Consider the following 22,514-nt stretch of genomic DNA (forward strand, 5'->3'; position numbering starts at 1 on the left):
GACAAGCCCGTCTGCCGTTAGACTTTTTTTCGGCAGAGCGTTGTTAGCTGAGTCACATAAAGGTAGATTGAGCATACCTTTACACATCGATGGAGAGAGTGACCGTGGGCAAGTACATCGCCAGACGAATCCTGCTCATGGTCCCCATCGTTCTCGGCGTTGCCACGCTCTCGTTCGTGCTCATGCAGCTCGCGCCCGGCGACCCCGCTGCGGCCTACCTCGGCGACAAGGCCACCCCCGAGACCGTTGCCCAGCTGCGGCACGCCTGGGGACTGGACCAACCGTTCCTCATTCAGTACTTCCAGTTCCTCGGCGGTCTGGTCATCGGCGACTTCGGTCCCTCGTTCATCTTCCAAACATCCGTGCTCGAGCTGCTCAAACTGCGCATGCCCGCGACTCTCATGCTCATGCTCGTCTCGGTCATCTTCGCCATCGTCATCTCCGTGCCGATCTCCCTGTGGGTGTCGGCGACCAAGAGCTCGACCTCGGCGCTCGTGTCCCGGCTCTTCACTGCCACGGTCCAGGGGATGCCGGCGTTCTTCGTCGGCACCCTGCTGATCCTGGTTCTCGGAGTCAATACGGGACTGTTCCCGGTCGGCGGATACGGGCGCAACCTCGGCGAGCATCTCTATTCTCTGGTGCTGCCTGGGATCGCGGTGGCGCTGACGATCTGTCCCGTCCTCATCCGCAGCCTGACCGCGGCGCTCAACGATTCCCTGTCGGCCGAGTACACGAGCTTCGCCATGTCGAAGGGACTGAGTCGCTCGAAGACCGTGATCAACTATGCGTTCCGCAATGCCGGAATCACGGGGATCTCGATCCTCGGCATCCAGGTCGGCCACCTCGTCGGCGGTGCGTTGATCGTCGAGAACGTGTTCGCGATCCCGGGCGCCGGATCCCTTCTCATGCAGTCGGTGCTCGCCCGTGACTACAACGTCGTGCAGGCGCTGACCGTCGTCTTCGGCATCCTCGTCGTCCTCGTCTACCTGCTCACCGACATCGTCTACAGCATCGTCGATCCGCGCGTCCGGCTGGGAGGCTGAGCATGTCCGCCGAACCACTCGCTTCCCAGACCACGCCACAGGCCCGATTCACAATGCCGCTGCCCGCCTTCCTGCGACGTCACAATCTGCAGCTGTGGACCGGCTTGACCATCATGGGGATCATCATTGCGATCCTGGCGATCGGCCCCCTGTTCGTCACGGCCGACCCGAATCGGCAGGATCTGCTCAACGCCTTCGGCCCGTCCTCGCTCGCCCACCCCATGGGCACAGATCAGCTGGGTCGCGACATCCTCTCCCGCTTCCTCAACGGCGGGCGCGTCGACCTCATGGTCGCCGTCATCGCCGTCATCGTGCCATTCATCCTCGGCACGATTCTGGGATCGCTGGCGGGATATTTCGGCAAATGGGTCGATGTCGCCATCATGCGGCTGGCCGATATCGTCTCTGCCTTTCCCTTCTACGTCCTCGTCATCGTGCTCGTGTTCGTCATGGGCAACGGCCTGGCCAGCATCTTCGTCGCGATCAGCCTCGTGTCCTGGGTCGCCTATGCCCGCATCGTCCGCGGTGAGGTCCTCGTGCTGCGGGAAGAGGAGTTCATCGCCGCCTGCCGGGCCAGCGGACTCTCGACACCGCGCATCCTCGCCCGACACGTCATCCCGAACACCGTCAGCCAGGGAATCATCTACGGCATGTCCGACATCGTCCTCAACATCGGCGTCGTCGTCACCCTCAGCTTCTTCGGCATGGGCATCGTGCCGCCGACCGCCGACTGGGGCCAGATGATGAATGACGGCCAACAGTACATGGGCACCGGCAACTACGGACTCATCCTGTGGCCGGGGTTCGCCGTCGTTCTCGTCTCCCTGGCTCTGGCGCTCATCGGTGACGGCCTGACCAACATCCTGAAGCCGAAGAGGTGAGTCGATTGAGCCCTGAACCTGTGACGTCCCTGCCCACGAAGACCGAACCCACAGCGACCCAGCCCCTGCTCGAGGTCGACTCGCTCACCGTCGACATCGACGGCGAGGTCGGCAAGCATCGGATCCTCGACAATGTCTCAATCACCTTGGAGCCGGGCGAGCCGATGGGCCTCGTCGGCGAATCGGGGTCCGGGAAGTCGATGACCCTGCGCACCATTCTCGGGCTGTTGCCGCCTGCGGCCACAGTCGTCGAGGGCGAGGTTCGTTTCCGCGGGAAGAACATCCTCACTTCGGGCACCGGCCGACGCTATGACCAGAAGGTGCGCGGCACCGGGATCTCCATGGTGTTCCAGGAACCGGCGATCGCACTCAACCCCGTGATGAAGGTGGGTCGGCAGATCACCGACGCCATCGCCGAGCACAAGGGCCTGTCCAAGCGCGGCGCACACGAGCTCGCGATCGAGCTCATGGACCGGGTCGGCATCGCGAACCCCGAACGCCGGGTCTCCGACTACCCGTTCCAGCTCTCCGGAGGAATGCGACAGCGTGTGATGATCGCGGCCGCACTCGCGCAGGAACCCGAAGTCCTCCTCTGCGACGAACCCACGACCGCACTGGACGTGACGATCCAGGCTCAGGTGCTCGACCTGTTCCGCACAATGCAGCAGGAGCAGGGGTTGGGTCTGCTCTACGTCACCCACGATCTCGCCGTCGTCGCCCAACTGTGCACGAGCATCAGCGTGATGAAGAGCGGAGCGATCATCGAACGCGGTAATCTGCAGAGCGTCTTCGACGACCCGCAGGAGGACTACACGCGCAAGCTCCTGTCGGCGACTCCCCGGATCGACGATGGAGTCCAGATAGAGGGGGCAACATGACCACACGACTGCTGGCACAGGGCGATGACGCCTCCCGCCGAGGCACAGGTTCCCGGCCGGTCTCGCCATCGGGTTCCGGGCCGGTCTCACCTTCGGGCTCCGGGCTCAGAGCCGAGAACATCACCGTGACCTTCGGCCGCGGCGAGAAGGCCTTCACCGCCGTCGATGACGTAAGCATCAACGTCGCCCCGGGTGAGATCGTCGGCCTCGTCGGGGAATCGGGATCCGGCAAATCCACGGTCTCCCGCGTCATCTGCGGGCTGCAGCGCGACTACACGGGCCGGGTCTCCTTCGACGAAGAGGAGCTCGAGCCGAAGCGCAGCGCGAAGCAGTGGCGAGTGGTCCAAATGGTCTTCCAGGACCCATTCGCCTCCCTCGACCCCCGGTACACCGTTCGGAACACGCTCAACGAGGTGATCCGACATCATAAACTCGCCTCTGGTGCCGGGCTGAAGCGCCGCTGCGCCGAACTCATGGACATGGTGCGCCTGCCCGTCGAATTCCTCGATCGCACCCCCACAGCCATGTCCGGCGGTCAACGCCAGCGCGTGGCCATCGCCCGAGCTCTCGCAGTCCAGCCCCAGGTGATCGTGGCCGACGAGGCTGTCTCCGCTCTCGACGTCAGTGTGCAGTCTGAGATCATCGACCTCTTCGCCCGACTGCGGGAACAGCTGGGGCTGTCGATCCTCTTCATCTCCCATGACCTGGCCGTGGTGAAGAGTCTGTGCGAACGGGTCTGCGTCATCCACAACGGAGTCCTCGTCGAGAGCAGATCGACGGCTGAGATCTTCCACAACCCTCGTGAGGACTACACGAAGACCCTGCTCCAAGCCATCCCCCGGTTCGACAGTGCCTTCCTCGATCGGACTCCGGAACGGCGAACCACCTCGGCGAGCGAAGGGGGCCGTTGATGTTCGGCAAGCGCACGTCGAGACTCCTCGCCGTCATCGCCACATCGCTGCTGATCCTCACCGGCTGCGGATCGGGCAACGAGGAGGCACCACCGGCCAACGGCGGCGACCTCATATTCGCTCGCGGCGCCGACTCCACCACCCTGCTGCCGCCGACCACGACTCTGAATGCCGATATCTGGACCCTGCAGCAGGTGTACGAGACGCTGACGCTGAACAAACCCGATGGGACCGGAGTCGTTCCGGGTCTCGCGACGGACTGGAAGGAGTCGAAGGACAAGCTCTCGTGGACGTTCGATCTGCGTGAGAACGTGAAGTTCCACAGCGGCAAGGAGCTCACGGCCGATGACGTCGTCTTCTCGCTCAACTACGCGAGAGACGAAAGCGACGACGCCAATCTCTGGGCCGGCGAATTCACGCTCATCGACGACGTCAAGAAGGTCGATGACTCCACGGTCAAGATTGAGCTGTCCAAACCGTGGGGACCGCTGCCCAGTTACATGGCGCTGTTCGCCGCCGCGATCTACCCGGAGGACTTCGGCGGTCACGATGCCGAATACATGGCAACGCACGCAGACGGCACGGGACCCTTCAAGTTCGACTCCTGGACCAAGGGGCAGAGCCTCAAACTCGTCCGCAATGACGACTACTGGCAGGAGGGCGTACCGAATCTGCACTCGGTGAGCTTCAACGTGGTCTCCGAGGACAACACCCGCAGACTGCAGCTCCAGGGCGGCCAGGCTCACATCGATGAGGAGCCTGCTCCCCTGAGCATGAGCACAATGGACCGGTCACAGGATGTGTCGGCCACCGCCTTCGAATCGACGAAGATCCTCTACTTCAACCTCAACAACACCGTCAAGGGTCTCGACGACCCGAAGGTTCGCCGAGCAATGTCCTATGCGGTCGACCGCAAATCCGTCGTCGACGTCGTCTATGCCGGCTACGCGGATCCGGCGAGTTCCTTCATCTCCCCCGGCCTGACCGGTCACGCCGACGACATCACCGGCGGCGAGTACAACATGGACAAGGCCAAAAAGCTCATGGCCGAATCCGACCACGCAGACGGACTGGAGATCACCATCCAGATCCCTTCCGGCGTGGCCGACCGCGAGCTGCTGGCACAGATCGCCCAGCAGTCCTGGCAGGACCTTGGGATCACGGTGAATGTGCAGAAACTCGACGATGCGACGCTGGTGACCAACCGCACCAAGGGCGATTTCGAAGTGCAGGTCGGCTACGCCACCTCCGACGTCTCCGACACCTCGCAGATGATCAACTTCCTCGCGGTCACCGACGACTCCGGCATCCGCTCCGGTTACGGCGATCCCGACGTCAAGAAATGGGCGTCACAGGCTCTGGCCGAACCCGATCCGAACAAGCAGAACGAGCTCTACGCGAAGATCCAACAGAAGGTCGCCGACGACGCCCCGATCATCCCGGTCGCCTACCAGAAGGCGCTGTACGGAATCAGCAGCGACGTGGTCGATTTCAAACCCTATGTGCTGGGTACGTACGGACTACGGGAAGCCAAGCTCACGAACTAGCGCAGAAGGGCTCAGTGCTCGAGGACGACCTTTCCGGTCGTCGCACGGGATTCGAGTGCCGCGAAGGCATCTGTCACCTCGGCGATGGGATAACGCGCACCGACGTTCATGGTCAGGTCACCGTTCCTGATCCAGGCGAAGATCTCATCGGTTCTGCTGCGGATCTCCGCTGCTGTGCGGACGTGGTCGGCGACGGTGGGGCGGGTGAGGAAGAGCGAGCCCGAGGTGTTGAGCGTGTTGACGTCGACCGGATCGACCGGGCCGCTGGCGTTGCCGACGACGACGATGGTGCCTCGGGTCCGCACAGCCGTGAGATCATCGTCGAAGGTGGTCTTGCCGACGCCGTCATAGATGACCGTGGCGCCGATGCCGTCGGTGACCTCCAGGGTCTTATCGGCGAAGTCCTCGTAGCCGAAGACATGGCTCGCTCCGTTCGCTCGGGCGATCTCGGCCTTCTCCTCCGACGAGGTCGTGCCGATCACCGTCGCACCCTTGAGCACTGCGACCTGAGTGAGCAGCTGTCCGAGCCCGCCTGCCGCGGCGTGGACCACGACGACGTCGCCCGAGGTCACCGCGTGTGTGTCCGTCGTCAGGTAGTGCGCCGTGATGCCCTGCATGAGAGCGGCCACACCGGTCTCATCGTCGATGTCATCGGGGATCGGAACCGCTTTGGCCGCCTGGACGAGAGCGAACTGCGAGAAGCTTCCCTGCCCACCGGCCATCCAGCCCACGCGCGTTCCGACCTCGAAGTCCGTGACACCGTCACCGGTGGACACGACCCGGCCGACTCCCTCGACTCCGGCGCGGAAGGGCGTAGGCAGCGCCTTACGACGCTGGACGACGTCGAGGAAGTTGACCCCGGAGACACTCAGTTCGACGAGGATCTGGCCCTCGGCGGGCACCAGTTCCTCGTTGTCCACCTGCACATATGCCTCTGGACCGCCGTGCTGCTCAACCTTGACGAATGTCATCGCCGCCTCCTTGAAGTCGATGTCGATACTTGGTCGCGGAGCTTTCGTCCGCATACATATCCGGACTATAGTCCGTATATGAGCGAGCATACCGGAACGCAGTCCGCTTTTGGAAGAGCCCTTCTTCCCATGGCGGCACCAGAGCCACCGCTGCGCGCCGATGCCCAACGCAATCGACGGCGGATCCTCGATGCCGCGGCCCGGCTCCTGGCTGATGAGGGCGTCGCTGGACTGACCATGGACGAGCTGGCCAAGCGGGCTCAGGTCGGCAAGGGCACCCTGTACCGGAACTTCACCGACAAAGCGGGAATCGCCTCGGCGCTGCTCGACGACCGGGTCCGCGATATGCCTGCGCGAATGCTGCAGGGACCACCTCCGCTGGGGCCGGGCGCACCCGGCGACGAGCGCCTGGCCGCCTTCACCGAGGCATACATGAGACACATCTCGGGCAACCTCGACCTCGTACTCCTCACCGAGGCATCAAGCCCCCGCGGACGTTTCGACCGAGTGGGCTACCCATTCTGGCGCCGACACGTCGAAATCCTCGTCGCCGAGGTGCGCAGACAAGACCACGCCGAGGATGCACGACTGCACGCCGAGGCGGTCATGTCCGTCCTCTCGGCCGCTCAGCTGGAGCAGTGGATCCGCATTGAGGATCACGAACTCGACGAGCTCATCGCCCGAGTGCAGAAGATCGTCGTCAGCATCGCAGTCGGCTGAGTTCAGTCACCGCTCCACAACGAGGTCACTCAAAGGCGTCGAACAGCAGGGCAGAAACTTCCCGGCCGCGATCTCCTTGGGGCGGATCCCTCCTGCGTGGTTCATCTCGACCTCGCCGCTGACCAGCACTGATTTGCAGGTTCCACACATCCCCTCTTCGCATGAAGACGAGAAGACCATACCGGCCTCGACTGCTGCGTCTAAAACCGTGGTCTCAGGATCGCATTCGACGTGCTTGCCGCTGCTCGTGAAGTCGATGCCGAATTTCCTCAGGGGAGAAGAGCCGCACACAGACGGTGGACCAACAGCCTCCGCTGCCCGCCTCGGGGCTGTTTCGGTCGACGCCTCGGCTTCCGCGAACTGGGCCCGCTTGGCCAGCCGCTCAGCCGGGGATTTTGCGAAGACGAAGGACTCCTCGTGCACCCGAGAACCCAGCACACCGAGCTCGTCGAGTATGAGCCGCACTGTGGCCATGTAGTCACCGGGACCGCAGACGAAGATCTCACGATCACGCAGCTCCGGGACCACCTCGGCGAGAGTCTCGCGGGTGATGCGACCACGACGGCCGGCCCACACCTCGGCGGTCGAATCGCGGGAGCACATCGTCACGACGCTCACGCCGGGAACCTCCGCCAGCTGCTCGAGTTCGGGCCGGAAGATGATGTCGTCGGGGGTCGCCGCGTTGTGGATGAGCACGATATCGGTCGGGGTTCCCGAAGGACGGGCCAGCAGGGGCCGGACCATCGACATGATCGGGGAGATGCCCGAACCGCCGCAGACGAACAGGTGCTTCGCGGCTGGGTGGAAGCTGGTGCTGAACAGGCCGTAGGGGCCATCGACGTGGATTCGGTCGCCGACGCCGAGCACATCGTGCAGGTGGGTCGAGACCGCTCCGCCGTCCACCCGCTTGACGGTCAGCGTGAAGGTGTTCGATCCGAACGGCACCGAGGCGATCGAGTAGCAGCGCTCGAGCCCGAGTTCGGGGATGCGCACCGTCACGTACTGCCCGGGCTCGAAGTCGATCCTGGACATCCAGGGGGCGAAGAGTTCGAAGCTCTTGACGTTGTGCGTGACCTGGGTGATGGACACGCATTCGACCATGCCGGTCAGGTCCTCGTCGATCCCTGCCGCACCAGCACCGAAACCGGTCCCGACGTCACCGGCCGTTCCAGTGGCTCCGACGCCGAGGTAGGCGTCCGCCGTGTCCTGATAGATCGTCATCAGCTCTGTCCTCCCTGATCAGCTCTACGTCGTTCGGTCTGCGGCACGTCTTGCCGGCTGCCCTGAACCCTGTGGGCCTGCAGCCGTTCGATGTACCACGTGCAGAACTCCTCGAGGTCGGCCTCCGTGGGCGCATAGGGCCCCGGCAGATATGCCGGCGAGGAGATCCCGCGGTGGGCCCTCGCGCACAGCGCTGCGTCCTGCTCGTTCGTCTTCACCCATACGGTCGTGAGGTTCTCGACGTCGTAGTCGACGCCTTCGACCGCGTCCTCGTGGACCAGCCAGGTCGAGCGCACCAGTGTCTTGTCTGGCCCCAGCGGGACGAGGGAGAAGGTGACCGCGTGGTCGCCCATGAAGTGGAACCAGGCATTGGGCTGGGTGTGCATCGACAGTCGCCCCAGCTCCGCGGTGTCGAGTTCGCCGAGGAGCTTCGCCGAGGCGGCCGCACCGTCCATCGTGTACGACTCCCCTTTACCGTCGAGGGCGGCGCGTTCGATCCGGAATCCGGTGGGACGGCCGCTGAGTTCGGCGATGAGCTGCGTGGGCAGATTGTTGCGTTCGCTGTTGGTCCGCAGTCGCTGTTCGGCATCGAGGTAGCGCTGGTAGGCGGGCTTGAGCCGCTTGGGGATCTCCTCGGGCGCGTATCCGTAGGTCGGGAAGAAGGTGCAGGTCAGCTCCGGGTGCCCGGCCTCGCAGTGGTAGCACTCACGGTTGTTCTCCATGACGAGCTTCCAATTGGCGTGCTCGATGAGGTCGACCTGGGCCGCGACCTTGGTTCTGTCCAGGCCGTGCGGTTCGAGGTAGGGCGAGATCCGCTCGGCCACCTCGGCGAAGTCCTCCGGCGGATTGGGTGCCAGGCAGATGAAGACGAGACCGGCGACGACGCGGACGTTGACCGAGCGCAGGGAGAAGCAGGTCCGGTCGAAGCCGGGGGCTTGGACGCCTGCGGACATGAGGTCGCCCTCGGGCGAATAGGTCCACTGATGGTAGCTGCAGACGATGTTGCCCACGGACCCGTTGGCCTCGGACAGGAGGCGAGCGCCGCGGTGGCGGCAGACGTTGTGGTGGGCGCGGATCTCCTCATCGTCATCGCGGATGATGATGACCGAGTAGTCGCCGATGTCGATGGTGACGAAGTCGCCGGGCTCGGGCACCTCGGCGGCGGCCGCCGCGAAGATCCAGGTGGAGGCGAACACCGCATCGATGTCGCGGCGAAAGAACTCCTCGGAGAGATAGAAGGGCGCGTCGAGACAGTAGCCGGGGCGGCGTTCGTCGATGAGCCGATCCGGGTCGACGGAGCCGGCATTGATGCCGCCGGTACCGGTCATGGTGCCTTCAGTGCCTGTACCGGGATCGACCTGATTGGTTCGTGGATCGACTTCGGATGCCAAAGTCATCGGTGTCACCGCCTCGCTGCGATTGCTGTTGCTGTTGTTGCCTAAGGCCAGTGTCCGACGGAAAACCTGCGAAGAAAAGCGAATCTTTTTCCATTCGACCGTGCAATAATATTGCATGATCGATCAGCGTCTCCAGGTGCTTCGAGTCCTTGCCGAAGTCGGCACCCTCACCGAGGCCGCGCACCGCCTCGGCTACACTCCGTCGGCCGTGTCCCACCAGCTGCGATCCCTGTCCAAGGACCTGGGTCTGAGCATCCTCGAACAGCGCGGCAGGGGACTCGTCCTCACCCGCGTGGGCCAGCTTCTGCTCGAACGGACGCAGGAGCTCTTCACCCGGTGGGAAGAGATCAGGGGCGAACTCGCCGAGGCGGATGCTGGCAGCTCCATGCGACAGAGGCGACTGCGACTGTGCGGCTTCTCGACTGCTGCGGCGACACTGCTGCCGCCGACTGCGGAGAAGGTGGGCGAGCTGTTCCCGGATTCGCAGGTCACCATCATCGAGGCCGAGCCGGAGGAGTGCTTCGAGCTCCTCGTCACCGAACAGGCCGATATCGCCGTCGTTGTGGCCACGGATCCGCTGCCGCCCAGGAGCGATGTCCGATTCGCACAGAATGCTCTGGTCAGCGATCGCCTCGACCTCCTCGTCCGCAGCGATCACCGTCTGGCGACTCGCTCGTCGGTATCGCTGAGTGAGGCAGCGGAGGAGAGCTGGATCCTCGACCGCCCGGGATCGCCCTACCACCGACTCGTGCGAACGGCGTGCGCGGCCGCCGGCTTCTTCCCCGAGAACGCGCACCAGTCACGGGAGTGGGAGACGGGCGCAGCACTTGTCTCGGCCGGATTGGGAGTCGCGCTCATCCCCCGCCTGGCCAGGCTGCCCGACGGCTACGATGTGGCTCGGGTCCCGCTGAAGGGCGATCCGGTCCCGTCCCGGAAGATCCTCACCGGGGTGCGCAGCGGATCGGCCGGTCAGCCGATCATCGCCGCCGCGCTCGAGGTCCTGGCCGAGGTCGCCGCCTCGGTGGCTCAGCGTGATGTGTGAGGCTCACCTCGGCACGGGTCAGGCTCTCAGAAGGCACGGACCGGATCCGTCCGCGGACGGGGCACGCTCGCCTGCGCACAGGTCAGGTTTTCGCATGATGAGGAACATTCACAGGCCGCCCAGGCGTGGCATAAGGTCGATTGCAAGAGGCCAGTTCCCAGGCCGAACCATGAAGGATGTGCACACCGATGGACGAAGTGAAGAACCTCGATGCCGACGCTGTCTTCGCCGCGCTCTCCCCCGCCGAGGCGGTCGCCGCCCTGCGCGCAGCGCTGGCGAGCGATTTCGATCCCGCCGACGACATCCCCCGCACGATCACCGACATCTCCGCCGGGAACATGATCTTCATGCCCTCGGAGATCGGCGACTGGGTCGGGGTCAAACTCGCCGGCGTCTCCGTCGGCAACCCCGAACGCGGCCTCCCCCGAATCATGGCCCAGTACCTCATGTACGACAGCGCAACCCTCGAGCTGCGAACCGTCATCGATGGCGCCGCACTGACGACCCTGCGCACCCCGGCGGTCTCCGTCGCTGCGATCGAACCTGCCCTGACCAGGTTCACTCAGCCGGTCAATGTCGTGGTCTTCGGCGCCGGCCCGCAGGGTGTGGGGCATGCAGACACGATCGCCGATGTCCTCGACGTCGAGCTCGCCGATGTCACCTTCGTCGTCCGCTCTCCCGATCAGGTCACCTCCGATGTCCGTGAGCGCGGCAGGGTGCTCAAAGCACAGACCGCCGAGGTGGACACAGCACTGCGCGACGCCGACATCATCGTCACCGCCACCACCGCGAGCGAACCCCTGTTCTCAGCAGATCTCGTCAAGCCCGGTGCCGTGGTCATGGCCTGCGGCTCCCACGATCCCCACTCCCGTGAGCTGCCGGCTGAGCTCTTCACCTCGGCGATGGTCGTGGTCGAAGACCTCAGCAACGTTCTGCGGGAGGGCGGGGACGTCGTCCTCGCGATCTCCGATGGGGCGCTGGATGCGGACGAACTCGTGACGATGAAGCGGTTCAGCAATGGCGAGGTCAGCGCCGAGGCGGACCAGACGGTCATCTTCAAAGGCTCAGGCATGTCGTGGGAGGACCTGGCCGTGGCCACGGAACTGGCAGGCAAAGCATGAGCACATCTGCCGAAGGATCCGGAGGATCCACGGGCGCCACAGGATCCACTGGGGCCACAGGGGCCGCAGGATCCACTGGGGCCACTGGGGCCGCAGGGGCCGAAGGGAAATCAGGCGAACTCCGCCGCAGCATCGGCCTGACCGAACTCATCTTCATCGGGCTCGTCTTCATCGGACCCGCGGCCGCCGTCGGAGTCTTCGGTACGCTCGATGCCAACTCGGGCGGAGCGGTCGCGCTCGTCTACATTGTGGCGACGATCGTCATGTCGTTCACAGCCGTCAGCTATATGCGGATGTCGCGGGAGATCCCGCGGGCCGGAACGGTCTTCGCCTACGCCTCGGCGGGCATCGGTCCTCGTGCCGGGTTCACGGCAGGGTGGATGATCCTCCTCGACTACCTGTTCATCCCCTCGGTGGCGTATCTGTTCACGGGCATCGCCTTGAATTCGATCTTCCCGAGCATTCCCGTGTGGCTATTCACCGGTGTCGCCGTCATCCTCACCACAGGGCTCAACCTCGCCGGGGTCAAGATCGCCTCGCGGGTGATCACCATCGTCGTGCTCATCGAGGTCGCCGTGCTCGGACTCGTTCTCGTCCTCGGCATCATCTACCTCGCGGCCAACGGACCCAGCCGCGACTGGCTATCCCCGCTGACCGGGGTGGGTACGTTCTCGATCGCTGCGGTCTTCGCCGCTGTGTCCGTGGCCGTGCTGTCGTATCTGGGCTTCGACTCTCTGGCGACCTTCGCCGAGGAGGCCAAGGGCGGTCCGAAGATCGTCGGTCGCGCCACCCTGTTCTGCCTCATTCTGGCAGGCGTCTTCTTCGTCGCCCAGACCTGGGTGGGCAGTCTGCTCTCGCCGGTGTCTCCTGCCGAGCTGCAGGCTAATCCTGAGCTGGAGGGCGCAGCGTATTACGATGCCGTCGATGCCACTCTCGGGACCTGGGTGCACTGGCTGCTGGCCCTGGCCAAGGCCGTCGGTGCGGCGTTCTCCGCCATGATCGGACAGGCCGCCGGCTCACGCATCCTCATGGACATGGGCCGCAACGGCCAGGTCCCGAAGTTCCTCGGCCAGGTGTCACCGCGGACCGGAGTTCCGTGGAAGGGAATCCTCGTCGCGGCCGTCGGCAACGTCATCGTCGCCGGTTGGGCAACGACCCGCGCGGACGGACTCGACCAGCTGACCTCGATCGTCAATGTCGGCGCTCTGAGTGCGTTCATCTTCGTGCAGGCCTCAGTTGTCGGCTACTTCCTCGTCAGACGACAGGGCTCCGAGACCCCGAGCTGGTTCACACATGGGGCGATTCCGATCATCGGTGCCGTCCTGCTCGCCATCGTCCTCGTCAGTGCGAACCCCTTGGCCCTGATCATCGGTGCGGTGTGGCTGGCCATCGGACTTGTCGTGCATCTGGTCCGCAGCCGCAGACGGGTCTGACTGCGAAGACGGGCCCGACTGCTGGTCGGGGTCTGACTGCCGGGCCCAGCTTCGACCGGGCAGAGTCACGGTCAGTCAGTGTCACGACCGGGCAGGGTCACGGTCCGTCAGGGTCACGGTCAGTCTTGGAGTCGGGTTGTGCCATCGGTCCCACCTGAGGTGTTGAGCTGCTTGGCATAGCAGTAGTCGGCGCCAAGCCCGTGCGATGAGCACCAGGACAGCGCCTCCTCTGGGTCGTCGTATCCGATTCCCACGACCGTGACCCAGAAGTCGTCCTCTTTGAAGCTCTTGAAATCACCAGACCACACCAGCTGCACGCGAGGGAACTCCTCCCGCAGTTCTTGGTGTTCGGCGAGGATGTCCTTTTCCTTCCAGGTCTTCCCTTCGGCCTCAAGACCCAGCTTCTTCGAACTCAGCTGCGGCACCCATTTCCCGTTGAGGTCGGCCTTGACGCTGGGCCTGTCGCTTTCGATCAGTTGCTCTAGTGCCTTCGCAGGGTCATCCGACAGCTCTGGTGATTCCGAGGCATCGGGACTCTCTGAGGGACCTTGGCTTGATGAGGCCTCGCTTCCCGGGCTCTTCGCCTCCGATGAGGCGGGTGCGGCGACCGTGTCACCGTCGGAGTCATTGCCGAACAGAGTAGCTGCGCCCCATCCGATTCCGAGAGCGACAACGACGATGAGAACCACGCCCATCGCGACAAGCCCCCTCCGGCTGCGGGACTTCCCAGCCGGTGCGGCGGCATAAGGCCCTTGCGCATATTGGGCATTGGAGTTCTGTGCCGGCGCCTGCTGGTGCTGAGGATACTGCTGGTGCTGTGGATACTGTTGATACTGGCCCTGTGAGGCCTGCGCCGAAGCGGATTCGCTCTGCGGGCGCTTCGGCCTGGGGTACGGGGGCGCGGTGGGAGCCGCAGGAGGCCCTTCGCCCCAACCATTGCTGGCGCGCTCTTCCGGCTGACCCCAGCCAGTATTGGCGTGTTGGTTCCAGCCCGATTCCGACTGCTGATTCCACCCTGTGTTGGGCTGCTGCTGCGGAGGGTTCGCCCCGTGCCCTTGCTGACCGTTGCCGTTCCGCGCAGGGTCGCGACCACTCCCGGGTGGAGGTGGATTCTCACTCATCAGCGACTCTCGATCCTTCTTTGCGAAACAAGTCCTTTAGGACAACTTCCATGGTTTCACAAGCCTAATATAGGATTGCCACTACAAAATGAATATGCGGTCGCATATTGGCTTATATCCAAATACACACCCTCGCCTGCATCGAAGCAGACCCACACGGATGAAGGACCACTCATGAGCGACTCATCTCACGACGCCAAAGACAACGGAGCCGCAGAAGAGCCGAAGAGCACAGAGAATTCACCCGACACGAAGAAGCCCGAGCCCTTCCCTTCTGCGGCGTCTGGCTCGGAGGTTCCCTCCCCTGCCGCCAGGTTTGACTCGGACAACGACGATCCGGACTCCACAGCGCGATTCGCTCCTGGCTGGAGCCGGACCAACCAGCAGCAGTCCCACCTCTATGGCTCAGAACCGCAGACGCAATCTCCATCTCCATCCCCATCTCCAGGGATGGGATCACCCCACCCGAGCCAGGACTCCCCTGCCTCTAGCCAGGGCTCGCCATATCCTGCGTACGGCGCTCCCTATGGGCAGCAGCATCCCGACCCGAACTCGTACTACTCTCACTCGGGCAGTCAACCGGGTGGGCACCTGGGCAGCCAGCCCGGCGGCCACCTCGGCGGTCAGCCTCTGGGAGTTCCCTATCCTCAGCCTCCCCAATACCCTCAGCCTCCCCAATACCCTCGGTCTCAGATGTCTCCGTCGGCGGCGAAGTACCTGCCTGAGTTGGGCCGGGGAGCCACATGGCGCAGCGCCCTGGTCCCGCCGGGGCTGGCGCTGCTGGCTGGGATCATTGTCTCGATCATCATCTCGGCGCTGCTCACCTCGATGGGCGACTTCACCGCTCTCGCCGAAGAGACCGGTTTCAACACCGACGGACTCAGCTATGCGCTGCCTTTCGTCCTGCTGGCAATGTCCCTGTTCGGTTCGGCTGTATTCCGCTTCAACGTGCAGGCCGGAGACATGGGCCAGGCGTCGGGCAGCCTCTTCGCCTCGGGAGCACCGCTGCTCATCACCATCATCGTCATCGGTGTGCTGTGGTGGTTCACGAAGCGCAGCGAGCTCAAATCACCGTCACCCAATCGCGGCGTCACCTGGATCCGCATCGGGATCACGACCCTGTCGATGGCTTTCGTTCTGCTTCTTCTCGAACTGATCTTTGCGGCGCGCTTCTCCATCACAGAAAGCGGCGGGGTGATCGATCTCGAGTTCTCCGCCGTGACCGTCCGTTCGTTCTTCCTGCCGCTGCTCGCCGTCCTCATCACCAGCATCTGCGCAAGGATCGCCGGGCACTTCAAGGGCAGCGAGGCCATCGGTGCCCCCTTCCTGCGGTGGCTCGTCCCGCCCATTCTCGTGACGTGGACCCACCTCATCGTGGCCACCCTTGCCCTGTCGATCGTCGCAGTCTTCATCATTCCGCTGTCCTTGGACATGCCCTGGCAGACGATTCCAGCGCTCTTCATCAATGTGGGTCTGATCCTCACCATGCTTGTCCATCTCGGCGGAGTCAGCGCCTCGGCTCAGGGAGACATGATGGGCTACGACTCCGGCGGGTTCTCGGAGTCACTGACCATCTTCAGCCGCGAGGCACCCGGGCAGCTGTGGATCGGGCTGCTTGCGGTCGTGGCCGCCGTCCTTGTCGCAACCCTTGTCGCCACCGTGACTCGCCGTCCCTATTGGACAGTCGCCGGCGAGGACAAGCAGCAATGGACCACTGCGTGGAAGATTCCGTTGGCGTTCTGCGCTATCTGGGGACTGCTGTCCGTGTTGGCCGTCCCCCTCCGCATCCATCTGGAGGGGTCAGCCGCGGCTGCAACGATGTTCAATGACTTCGGCACCGCCCGCGCCGGTGTCGGCCCTCTGGCCTGGTCGTTCCTCCTCTTCGCACTCTGGGGCGTTGTCATCGAGGTTCTGTCGAGGACCCTCGGCCCGCGGCTTGTCCTGACCGTTCCGGCCGTCGCGAAATTCTTCGCTGGACGGGCCGTCCACCCACACTGGGGCCAGGCGCTGGGCATGAGCGAACCACGCCATCCCCTCATCCATCCAGACGCCGTCGCTGGCCGTGGTGCCGGAGCCGGCATGACAGCTGCCGGCGCTGGTGCCGGGGCCGGGGCCGCTGCTTTGGCCTACCCCAGCGTCCCGCGGTCAGGGCCCTCAGCGCACGCGGAACCTGGCGCGTATCCACCTGCAGCGGAACCTGGCGCGTACCCACCTGCAGATGTCACCTATCCGATGTCCGCTCCCCCGAACGGCGCCTATGCCGGGCCCGGCTCGCCCCCACCTCCCGGAACCGCACCTGCCCAACCCTTCAACAGGAAGAAGGCCACTCTGGTCGGCGTGATCAGCGGCTCCGCGGTGCTCGCAATCGTCGCGGCACTCATCGTCGTCACGCAGGTCAACGGGAACACGTTCAGCCCCGAGGCCGCCGTTGAGAAGTATTTCTCCGAACTCTCCGCTGGCGATGCCGAGGGGGCGTTGAAGATGGCCGATGTCGACGTGCCCACCGAGCAGCGGCAGCTGCTGACGAACGACATCCTTGGTGCCGCAAAGGCCCTGCCGAAGGACGTCACCGTCGAAGATGCCGATATCAACGGGAACTCGGCGACAGTGACCGCGACCTACGACGTGGGAGGAAGCAAGGGCACGACGAACTTCTCTCTGCACAAGGCGGGCAAGAAGGCACTGTTCTTCGACGACTGGAGGCTGCAGGCGCCCGAGCTCTTCTACCTCTCCGTCGAGACTCCTGGTCTGAGCAAGGTCAAGATCAACGGCATCGATATCGAGACCAATGAATCCGGCCTCGCCCTTCCCGCGTTCCCGGGAATGTACACAATCGGGCTCTCCGAAGAGACCGACCTGGTATCTGCAGACGAGATCGAGGCCCGAGCATTCTTCGCCGAGGAAGGCGACATGGAAGGGTACGAGCCTGCGCTGCTCGCGGCCCAGCCCACCGATGCCTTCCGCACCGAGGTGAACAAGCAGGTCAAGACTCTCATCGACAGCTGCGCCAAGAAGACCGTCGCTCAGCCCGATGGTTGCCCCTTCGGCTCCTACAGCGCCGAGAGCTACGACGCGACGAACATCAAATGGTCGATCTCCTCGTATCCGACGGCCAGCGTGGGCGATCCGTCGGGCGAAGGCTCCTTCGACCCTGAGGAATCCACCGGACCCAACGGAGGCCCCGCCTGGCCGATCTCGACAGAGACGACAGGTGAGGCGTTTGTGACGGGAAAGTACGACTCGTTCTTCGATGAATCAGACACCTTTGACGACACGGTGACGTTCTCGGTCGACGGCACCGCCGAGATCGTCGACGGCAAGGTCGTGATCAACATCGAGGGTGACCCCTACGGCTTCTGATCAGAGCCGGGTCACTCCGGTCAGGGCTGAGTCGCTCTGCTCAGGGCCGGATTGGTCTGCTCAGGGCTGGATCGTCGACAGCAGGTTCAGCCCCTCGGCCACATAGTGTTCGCGCTCCTCGCTGGGTACCATGGCCCCTCCGGTCACCCAGACCAAGTGAGTGGCATCGGCATAGCGCGACCCCTCGCCGAGGTGGCCGATCGTTCGCCAGGGAACGGTCAGTCCCGCCGTCGCCGAAGGCTCGACATCGAGTCCTTCGGTCTGGTGGAGCACACCGACGCCTGCCTTGATGACCTCGTCGGAGACCGTGGCGAATCCGGAGATCAGAGGGCTGATCACCGGTCCGATGAAACGTGAAGGTCGTGCCACGGCCAGGCCGTCGGCGGCTGTGGCCCCGCTGAGGCCGATGTCCTGGACACAGATCTCGCTGTGCAGACCGGTACGAACGCCGAGGAACATGGCGGGTGCTTGGCTCGGCTCCACGAAGATGCAGTGCACATCGTCGCCGAAGACGCGTTTGAGTCCGTACGTCACTCCGCCTGGTCCGCCGCCGATTCCGCACGGTAAGTACACGACGAGAGGGTGTTCAGCGTCGACTGTCACTTGTGCGGCTTCGAACTGGTCTCTGAGGCGAAGTGCGGCCACCGAGTACCCAGCGAAGAGACTGCGTGAGTCTTCGTCGTCGACGAAGTGAGTGCGCGGTGCACCTTCGGCGGATGCTCTGCCTGCCGACACTGCTTCGACGAAGTCTCCAGAGTGCTCGATGACGTCGACACCATGACTGCGCAAGAGCTCCTTCTTCCACTCTCGAGCATCGGCCGACATGTGCACCGAGGCGGCGAAGCCGAGTGCCGCACTGAGAATGCCGATCGACAGTCCCAGGTTTCCGGTGGAACCGACGACGATCCGGTGAGTTCCGGCGAGCCCGCGAAATTCCTCGGCGCTGTAGGTGGCGGGATCGTTCGGGTTCAGTCCGTGGCCGGCGGCGACCATCTCGGCGTATTCGAGGACCTCGTGGAAACCTCCACGCGCTTTGATCGATCCGCTGATCGGAAGAGCGTCGTCGCGTTTGAGCCACAGCCTGCCGGGCAGCTCGGTACCGAAGCGTTCGTTGAGCTCCGCCTGCGCATAATCGGCAGTGACGAGCGCGGATTCGATGATCCCATCGGCGGCGGTCTCCGGGAAGGTTTCAGCGAACCACGGCGCGAACCGTTCGAAACGCTGGGCGGCCCGACTCATGATCGTGGAGTCGATTCCGGTCACAGGGCCGGGCTCGCTGACGGACTCCGAGCCGATCTCACGAAGTACCACCTCGGCGGAGGACAGATCTGGCCGGAACCAGGTCGTCGGCGCACCCGATGCCAACGACCTGATCGCTCGGTCATCGGCGTCGAACTCGGTATTGGACGGTGATTGTGAGGTCATGTGGGCAGACTCGATTCGTGGTGGGCTGGCCGTCTCCGAGCTCTGATCCTATTGCCCCAAACGGTTCCGCTCAACGTTCCATCACCATCGGCATCAGCGCGCGTCTGCTGCCGCAGCTCCGCCGGATACGGTCTGCTCTGTCCTCACCCGCCGTTGGATTGACGTATCCCCTTGCCGAGTGCCTCGAAGCGGTAGATATAACCACCGCTGGGCCGCTGACCGTCGCATAGGCGTCATTCGTTCCCGGTTTGATTGCGATGTTCGTTGCTGACTCGAGCCCCCTGTGACCCGCCGGAAAGCCGATTGTGCTCAGAAGCTGCCCGTCGGGCCCGTGGACTCAGATCTCCGGTCGACCGCGCAGGGCCTGATAGATGTTCCCCTCCGCGTCGACGGCGTTGGAATCAGTCTGCGCACCGCCGCCGTCGACGTGGATCGCGGTATGCCCGACGGAAACTGCGGTGCGATCCCCGTTGAGCGTGAGTCGGTCGATACGGTCAGAGTCCAGCTGGCTGACCCACAGCGCATCTTCTTCGAGGCTGAACGAGATTCCGTTCGGGTTGGGCTGATTGTCAGCCAGGACCGTGGCGTCATGATTCTCACCATCGATGCGCACGACTCTGCCCGATGACTTCGCATCCGGGTAGGTCGTCGGCGAGGAATCAGTGACGAAGAGATTGCCCTCCTCGTCAAAGGTGAGGTCGTCGGGATGCATCTGCCTACCGTCGACCTTGCCTTCGAACACGGTCTGCGGATCGTCTCCTTCAGCCGTGATGCTCAGTATCCGCCCACCTGAGCACCCAACTATTCAGTCTCGCCCGTTGAATCTCTCCGCTATTCGTAGTTCAATCCCTGAACTCGACAATTGAAGTCGTTCTGGAGCCTCGCGCCGCCACTCCCACGGCGACTTCGCCAGTCCGACACGGTGGCAGCTTCACAGAGGACTGCGGCGATCACTGCTTTGAAATGAAGGCGGCACTTCCTGCAGGCATCAAAAAGTCGAGAAGCGCAATGGAGAATTTTCTTCAACCGAACCTCTCCGGCTTCGCTGCACGTATATCAAAGTCACGACTCCGGAGGTTCGTTCAGTCCGCGAACATTCAATCCTTCGAGATGTCCTTCGCACTCTCCAACACATCCGCGAGCTCGCCGAGCCACTGCGTGTACCCGTCATAGGTGTAGGCGCGCTTATCGTCCCAGGTGCCGAGTTGCTTGTCCTTGACCGGGAGCAGGCTCTTGAAGATGGGGTTGTCCTCGTAGTCAGTCGAGGCGTCGTGGATGAGCATGACGTCTGCCGGGTAGTCGCTGACCTTCTCCCAGGAGACTTCGGCCCAGCTGGTGTCTGCCCCTGAATCGGGTCCGACGAGGGTCAGTCCGTCATCGGTGAGCATCTTCGCGACTCCCAGCTCCTTGGCTGTGTAGTTGATCTCGGCGCTGAAGTTCGCGAGCAGCACGGTCAGCCAGTCTTTATCGGCGGCGATGTCGCGGATTCTCTGTCGCGCGGCATCGAACTCTTTGCGCTGCTGTGCAATCTCCCCGGTCTCGGTGTCCTTTCCGAGCGCACGGGCGATCGCAGCATACTGGGCGAACATGTCATCCGGCGTCCCTCCGTCGAGCTTGACCGGCACAAATGGAACGAGCTTCGCCACTTGGTCTTTGAGCTTGTCCTCCCACCAGGTCCACCCGTCGCCCTTGTCGTTGCCATAGGCGATGATGATGTCGGGGTTCGTTGCGGCGAGGGCTTCGAGGTCCAGCTCCATATCGGTGCCCACGACCTCCACTCCCGTCTGGTCAAACGACTTCCCAGGGGACTCATTCTGGCCGAATCCGTAGACTGCCACCGGTTTGATTCCATACGGGGCGAGGGCGGCGGCGGAGTAGAAGTCCATGGCGATCCGTTCAGCCGGATGGTCCAGCTCAATAGTGACTCCCTCATATCCTTCTGGACTGTAGGAGAAGCCCTTCGACCCGGTAGTCGTTGCAGCTTCGCTCTCGGGGCTGCCGCATGCGGCAAGGGCGAACGGGGCAAGTACGGATAATGCGAGCAGTTGGCGCCGGCGCATGGATAACCTTCCGGTATTCGTCTGTGGTGAGTTGGAATCGAGCGAGAGGTGGATATTCAGCCGTTCGGGCCTCTCACCTCTGGATACATTGCCCGGCACACGGCTGAAATCTCGTTCGACTCGCTGCTGGTCTTCATCGAGCAATGCACTCCAGCGCCTGCCGAGAACACCGTAGCACTATTTGGGCAGGCTATCCTTACTAAATTGACGTAGACTCGTTCATGAACGTTGCACCACCCCTTCTGCAGAGAGTCTCTACCTGCAGGCACCCGTACCGAGTTCCTCGTCACGACGCGGAACGAAGGAGCACCTGTGTCACCAGCGCCCATCACCGCCTTCGAGGCCACCGTCACCGGCATCGTCGATCTCAGTCCCACTTTCCGCCGCATCACCTTCGGCGGCGAGGGTCTCAAAGACTTCGGCTGCAGCGGCCACCCGCGTGACCTGCGGTTCAAACTCATCATTCCCTCGGCCGGTGCGCCGAAACCTGAGTTCGACCTCCTCCGCTTCCTCGATGAGCAAGACCCCGAATCCGGCCTGTCCTGGTACCAGTCATGGCTGCAGCTCGATCCGAATGTTCGCGGACAAATGCGCACCTACACCGTGCGCGAATGGCGCGAGGAGGATTGTGAACTCGTCGTCGATATGGTTCTGCATACCGATGCGCAAGGCCATTCGGGTCCCGCTGCAGCCTGGGCCCAGTCAGCTCAAGTGGGACACAGTCTGCATATCATCGGGCCCTCTCGTCACGCCGAGGGGCCCACTGCCGGAATTGAGTTCGCACCAGCAGACGCCGACACCATCCTCCTCGCTGGTGATGAAACCGCAGTGCCGGCCATCGCCTCGATCTTTGACTCACTCAAGGGCGTCGAAGTGCAGGGCAAGGCGATCCTCGAAGTCCCGACCGCCGAGGATGTTCTTGAGCTGGATGCCCCCGCAGGGTTCGAGGTTCAGTGGCTGTGTCGCGAGGGAGCCGAACATGGTCAGCTGCTTGAACCCGCTGTCCGTGATGCCGTCCGTGTCGAGAACCGAGTCCTCGCCGAGGTGGGCGCGGGTTCCAGTGCAGGTGCGGGTGCGTCAGGCACACCATCGGTTGTGCTCGACGACGTCAACATCGACGAAGAGATCCTGTGGGACGTCCCTGCTGCACTCACGCAGGCTGCTCAGGGCAGTTCCAGCGGCACCGAAAAACATGCCCGTCCGTTCTATGCCTGGATCGCTGGTGAGGCCGGCCCCGTCAAACGTCTTCGTCGCTACCTTGTCCAGGAGGTCGGAGTCGATCGTCATCAGATCGCCTTCATGGGCTATTGGCGTCAGGGCAAAGCCGAGGGCTGATCGATCCCGTCAAATCGCTCGGATCCAGTCGACTCCAAACGCCTCCAG

18 protein-coding genes are annotated in these 22,514 nt (G+C 63.6%); 11 read left to right on the forward strand and 7 right to left on the reverse strand.

From position 1 onward, the window contains the following. Positions 1-89 precede the first annotated feature (89 nt). Genes L0G76_RS03540 through L0G76_RS03560 form a run of 5 tightly spaced genes read left to right on the forward strand, consistent with a single transcriptional unit; the run spans position 90 to position 5,260 of the window. Complete coding sequence (locus L0G76_RS03540; RefSeq protein WP_304355949.1) at positions 90-1,043, forward strand: ABC transporter permease; 954 nt, start codon at positions 90-92, stop codon at positions 1,041-1,043. A 2-nt stretch (positions 1,044-1,045) separates the two neighbouring features. Continuing rightward, a complete protein-coding gene (locus L0G76_RS03545) occupies positions 1,046-1,924 on the forward strand; it encodes an ABC transporter permease (RefSeq protein ID WP_304355950.1) in 879 nt (292 codons plus the stop codon). A 5-nt stretch (positions 1,925-1,929) separates the two neighbouring features. After that, complete coding sequence (locus L0G76_RS03550) at positions 1,930-2,802, forward strand: ABC transporter ATP-binding protein (protein WP_304355951.1); 873 nt, start codon at positions 1,930-1,932, stop codon at positions 2,800-2,802. Further along, positions 2,799-3,713 carry an ABC transporter ATP-binding protein gene (locus tag L0G76_RS03555; RefSeq protein ID WP_304355952.1) on the forward strand — a complete coding sequence of 305 codons (915 nt, stop codon included), beginning with the start codon at positions 2,799-2,801 and terminating at the stop codon, positions 3,711-3,713. The genes L0G76_RS03550 and L0G76_RS03555 overlap by 4 nt, the downstream gene beginning before the upstream one ends. Then, entirely contained in the window at positions 3,713-5,260 is a 1,548-nt protein-coding gene (locus L0G76_RS03560) for an ABC transporter substrate-binding protein (protein ID WP_304355953.1), read from the forward strand. The genes L0G76_RS03555 and L0G76_RS03560 overlap by 1 nt, the downstream gene beginning before the upstream one ends. An 11-nt stretch (positions 5,261-5,271) precedes the next feature. Here the strand turns inward: L0G76_RS03560 and L0G76_RS03565 are convergent, their stop codons facing one another. Next, the gene (locus L0G76_RS03565; RefSeq protein WP_304355954.1) at positions 5,272-6,285 is read right to left on the reverse strand and encodes a quinone oxidoreductase family protein; all 1,014 of its coding nucleotides are present in this window, start codon (positions 6,283-6,285) and stop codon (positions 5,272-5,274) included. 75 nt (positions 6,286-6,360) lie between these two features. Between L0G76_RS03565 and L0G76_RS03570 the strand changes: the two genes are divergently transcribed. After that, the gene (locus tag L0G76_RS03570) at positions 6,361-6,951 is read left to right on the forward strand and encodes a TetR/AcrR family transcriptional regulator (RefSeq protein WP_304355955.1); all 591 of its coding nucleotides are present in this window, start codon (positions 6,361-6,363) and stop codon (positions 6,949-6,951) included. 6 nt (positions 6,952-6,957) lie between these two features. Here L0G76_RS03570 and L0G76_RS03575 read toward each other — a convergent pair whose 3' ends face one another. Continuing rightward, positions 6,958-8,172: an FAD-binding oxidoreductase gene (locus L0G76_RS03575; RefSeq protein WP_304355956.1), complete on the reverse strand. Its 1,215-nt coding sequence runs from the start codon at positions 8,170-8,172 to the stop codon at positions 6,958-6,960. Beyond that, positions 8,172-9,569 (reverse strand): aromatic ring-hydroxylating oxygenase subunit alpha, encoded by a 1,398-nt coding sequence (locus tag L0G76_RS03580; RefSeq protein ID WP_304355957.1) that lies wholly within the window; start codon positions 9,567-9,569, stop codon positions 8,172-8,174. The genes L0G76_RS03575 and L0G76_RS03580 overlap by 1 nt, the downstream gene beginning before the upstream one ends. Positions 9,570-9,684: 115 nt before the next feature. On the opposite strand from L0G76_RS03580, the gene L0G76_RS03585 reads away from it, so the two are divergent. From L0G76_RS03585 to L0G76_RS03595, 3 genes are all read left to right on the forward strand, one after another. Next, on the forward strand, positions 9,685-10,611 hold the full coding sequence (locus L0G76_RS03585; protein WP_304355958.1) for a LysR family transcriptional regulator: 927 nt from the start codon (positions 9,685-9,687) through the stop codon (positions 10,609-10,611). A gap of 188 nt (positions 10,612-10,799) precedes the next feature. After that, entirely contained in the window at positions 10,800-11,732 is a 933-nt protein-coding gene (locus L0G76_RS03590) for an ornithine cyclodeaminase family protein (protein WP_304355959.1), read from the forward strand. Continuing rightward, positions 11,729-13,165 (forward strand): APC family permease, encoded by a 1,437-nt coding sequence (locus L0G76_RS03595; protein ID WP_304355960.1) that lies wholly within the window; start codon positions 11,729-11,731, stop codon positions 13,163-13,165. Before L0G76_RS03590 ends, L0G76_RS03595 begins: the two co-directional genes overlap by 4 nt. A 119-nt stretch (positions 13,166-13,284) precedes the next feature. Here L0G76_RS03595 and L0G76_RS03600 read toward each other — a convergent pair whose 3' ends face one another. Continuing rightward, complete coding sequence (locus tag L0G76_RS03600; RefSeq protein WP_304355961.1) at positions 13,285-14,286, reverse strand: hypothetical protein; 1,002 nt, start codon at positions 14,284-14,286, stop codon at positions 13,285-13,287. A 693-nt stretch (positions 14,287-14,979) separates the two neighbouring features. Between L0G76_RS03600 and L0G76_RS03605 the strand changes: the two genes are divergently transcribed. Then, positions 14,980-17,646, forward strand: coding sequence for a zinc ribbon domain-containing protein (locus tag L0G76_RS03605; RefSeq protein ID WP_304355962.1), 2,667 nt, complete (start codon positions 14,980-14,982; stop codon positions 17,644-17,646). Positions 17,647-17,706: 60 nt separating this feature from the next. On the opposite strand, the gene dsdA is transcribed toward L0G76_RS03605, so the two are convergent. From dsdA to L0G76_RS03620, 3 genes are all read right to left on the reverse strand, one after another. Further along, complete coding sequence (dsdA, locus tag L0G76_RS03610) at positions 17,707-19,071, reverse strand: D-serine ammonia-lyase (protein WP_304355963.1); 1,365 nt, start codon at positions 19,069-19,071, stop codon at positions 17,707-17,709. Between the two features lie 337 nt (positions 19,072-19,408). After that, positions 19,409-19,783 (reverse strand): SMP-30/gluconolactonase/LRE family protein, encoded by a 375-nt coding sequence (locus L0G76_RS03615; protein WP_304355964.1) that lies wholly within the window; start codon positions 19,781-19,783, stop codon positions 19,409-19,411. Between the two features lie 385 nt (positions 19,784-20,168). Beyond that, on the reverse strand, positions 20,169-21,131 hold the full coding sequence (locus L0G76_RS03620) for an ABC transporter substrate-binding protein (RefSeq protein WP_304355965.1): 963 nt from the start codon (positions 21,129-21,131) through the stop codon (positions 20,169-20,171). A gap of 312 nt (positions 21,132-21,443) precedes the next feature. Here L0G76_RS03620 and L0G76_RS03625 point away from each other — a divergent pair, with 312 nt between their 5' ends. Further along, positions 21,444-22,466 (forward strand): siderophore-interacting protein, encoded by a 1,023-nt coding sequence (locus tag L0G76_RS03625; RefSeq protein ID WP_304355966.1) that lies wholly within the window; start codon positions 21,444-21,446, stop codon positions 22,464-22,466. The last annotated feature ends 48 nt before the right edge of the window (positions 22,467-22,514 follow it).

The organism is Brevibacterium picturae (assembly GCF_030453725.1).
Taxonomy (GTDB): Bacteria; Actinomycetota; Actinomycetes; order Actinomycetales; family Brevibacteriaceae; genus Brevibacterium; species Brevibacterium sandarakinum_A.

What these genes read in the sequence shown, in the direction of transcription:
- L0G76_RS03545 (WP_304355950.1), top strand. Translation starts at nt 1,046, where the DNA reads ATGTCCGCCGAACCACTCGCTTCCCAGACCACGCCACAGGCCCGATTC.
- L0G76_RS03620 (WP_304355965.1), bottom strand. Translation starts at nt 21,131, where the DNA reads ATGCGCCGGCGCCAACTGCTCGCATTATCCGTACTTGCCCCGTTCGCC.
- L0G76_RS03555 (WP_304355952.1), top strand. Translation starts at nt 2,799, where the DNA reads ATGACCACACGACTGCTGGCACAGGGCGATGACGCCTCCCGCCGAGGC.
- L0G76_RS03580 (WP_304355957.1), bottom strand. Translation starts at nt 9,569, where the DNA reads ATGACTTTGGCATCCGAAGTCGATCCACGAACCAATCAGGTCGATCCC.
- L0G76_RS03565 (WP_304355954.1), bottom strand. Translation starts at nt 6,285, where the DNA reads ATGCGGACGAAAGCTCCGCGACCAAGTATCGACATCGACTTCAAGGAG.
- L0G76_RS03570 (WP_304355955.1), top strand. Translation starts at nt 6,361, where the DNA reads ATGGCGGCACCAGAGCCACCGCTGCGCGCCGATGCCCAACGCAATCGA.
- L0G76_RS03600 (WP_304355961.1), bottom strand. Translation starts at nt 14,286, where the DNA reads ATGAGTGAGAATCCACCTCCACCCGGGAGTGGTCGCGACCCTGCGCGG.
- L0G76_RS03615 (WP_304355964.1), bottom strand. Translation starts at nt 19,783, where the DNA reads ATGCATCCCGACGACCTCACCTTTGACGAGGAGGGCAATCTCTTCGTC.
- L0G76_RS03540 (WP_304355949.1), top strand. Translation starts at nt 90, where the DNA reads ATGGAGAGAGTGACCGTGGGCAAGTACATCGCCAGACGAATCCTGCTC.
- L0G76_RS03575 (WP_304355956.1), bottom strand. Translation starts at nt 8,172, where the DNA reads ATGACGATCTATCAGGACACGGCGGACGCCTACCTCGGCGTCGGAGCC.
- L0G76_RS03605 (WP_304355962.1), top strand. Translation starts at nt 14,980, where the DNA reads ATGTCTCCGTCGGCGGCGAAGTACCTGCCTGAGTTGGGCCGGGGAGCC.
- L0G76_RS03560 (WP_304355953.1), top strand. Translation starts at nt 3,713, where the DNA reads ATGTTCGGCAAGCGCACGTCGAGACTCCTCGCCGTCATCGCCACATCG.
- L0G76_RS03590 (WP_304355959.1), top strand. Translation starts at nt 10,800, where the DNA reads ATGGACGAAGTGAAGAACCTCGATGCCGACGCTGTCTTCGCCGCGCTC.
- dsdA (WP_304355963.1), bottom strand. Translation starts at nt 19,071, where the DNA reads ATGACCTCACAATCACCGTCCAATACCGAGTTCGACGCCGATGACCGA.
- L0G76_RS03595 (WP_304355960.1), top strand. Translation starts at nt 11,729, where the DNA reads ATGAGCACATCTGCCGAAGGATCCGGAGGATCCACGGGCGCCACAGGA.
- L0G76_RS03585 (WP_304355958.1), top strand. Translation starts at nt 9,685, where the DNA reads ATGATCGATCAGCGTCTCCAGGTGCTTCGAGTCCTTGCCGAAGTCGGC.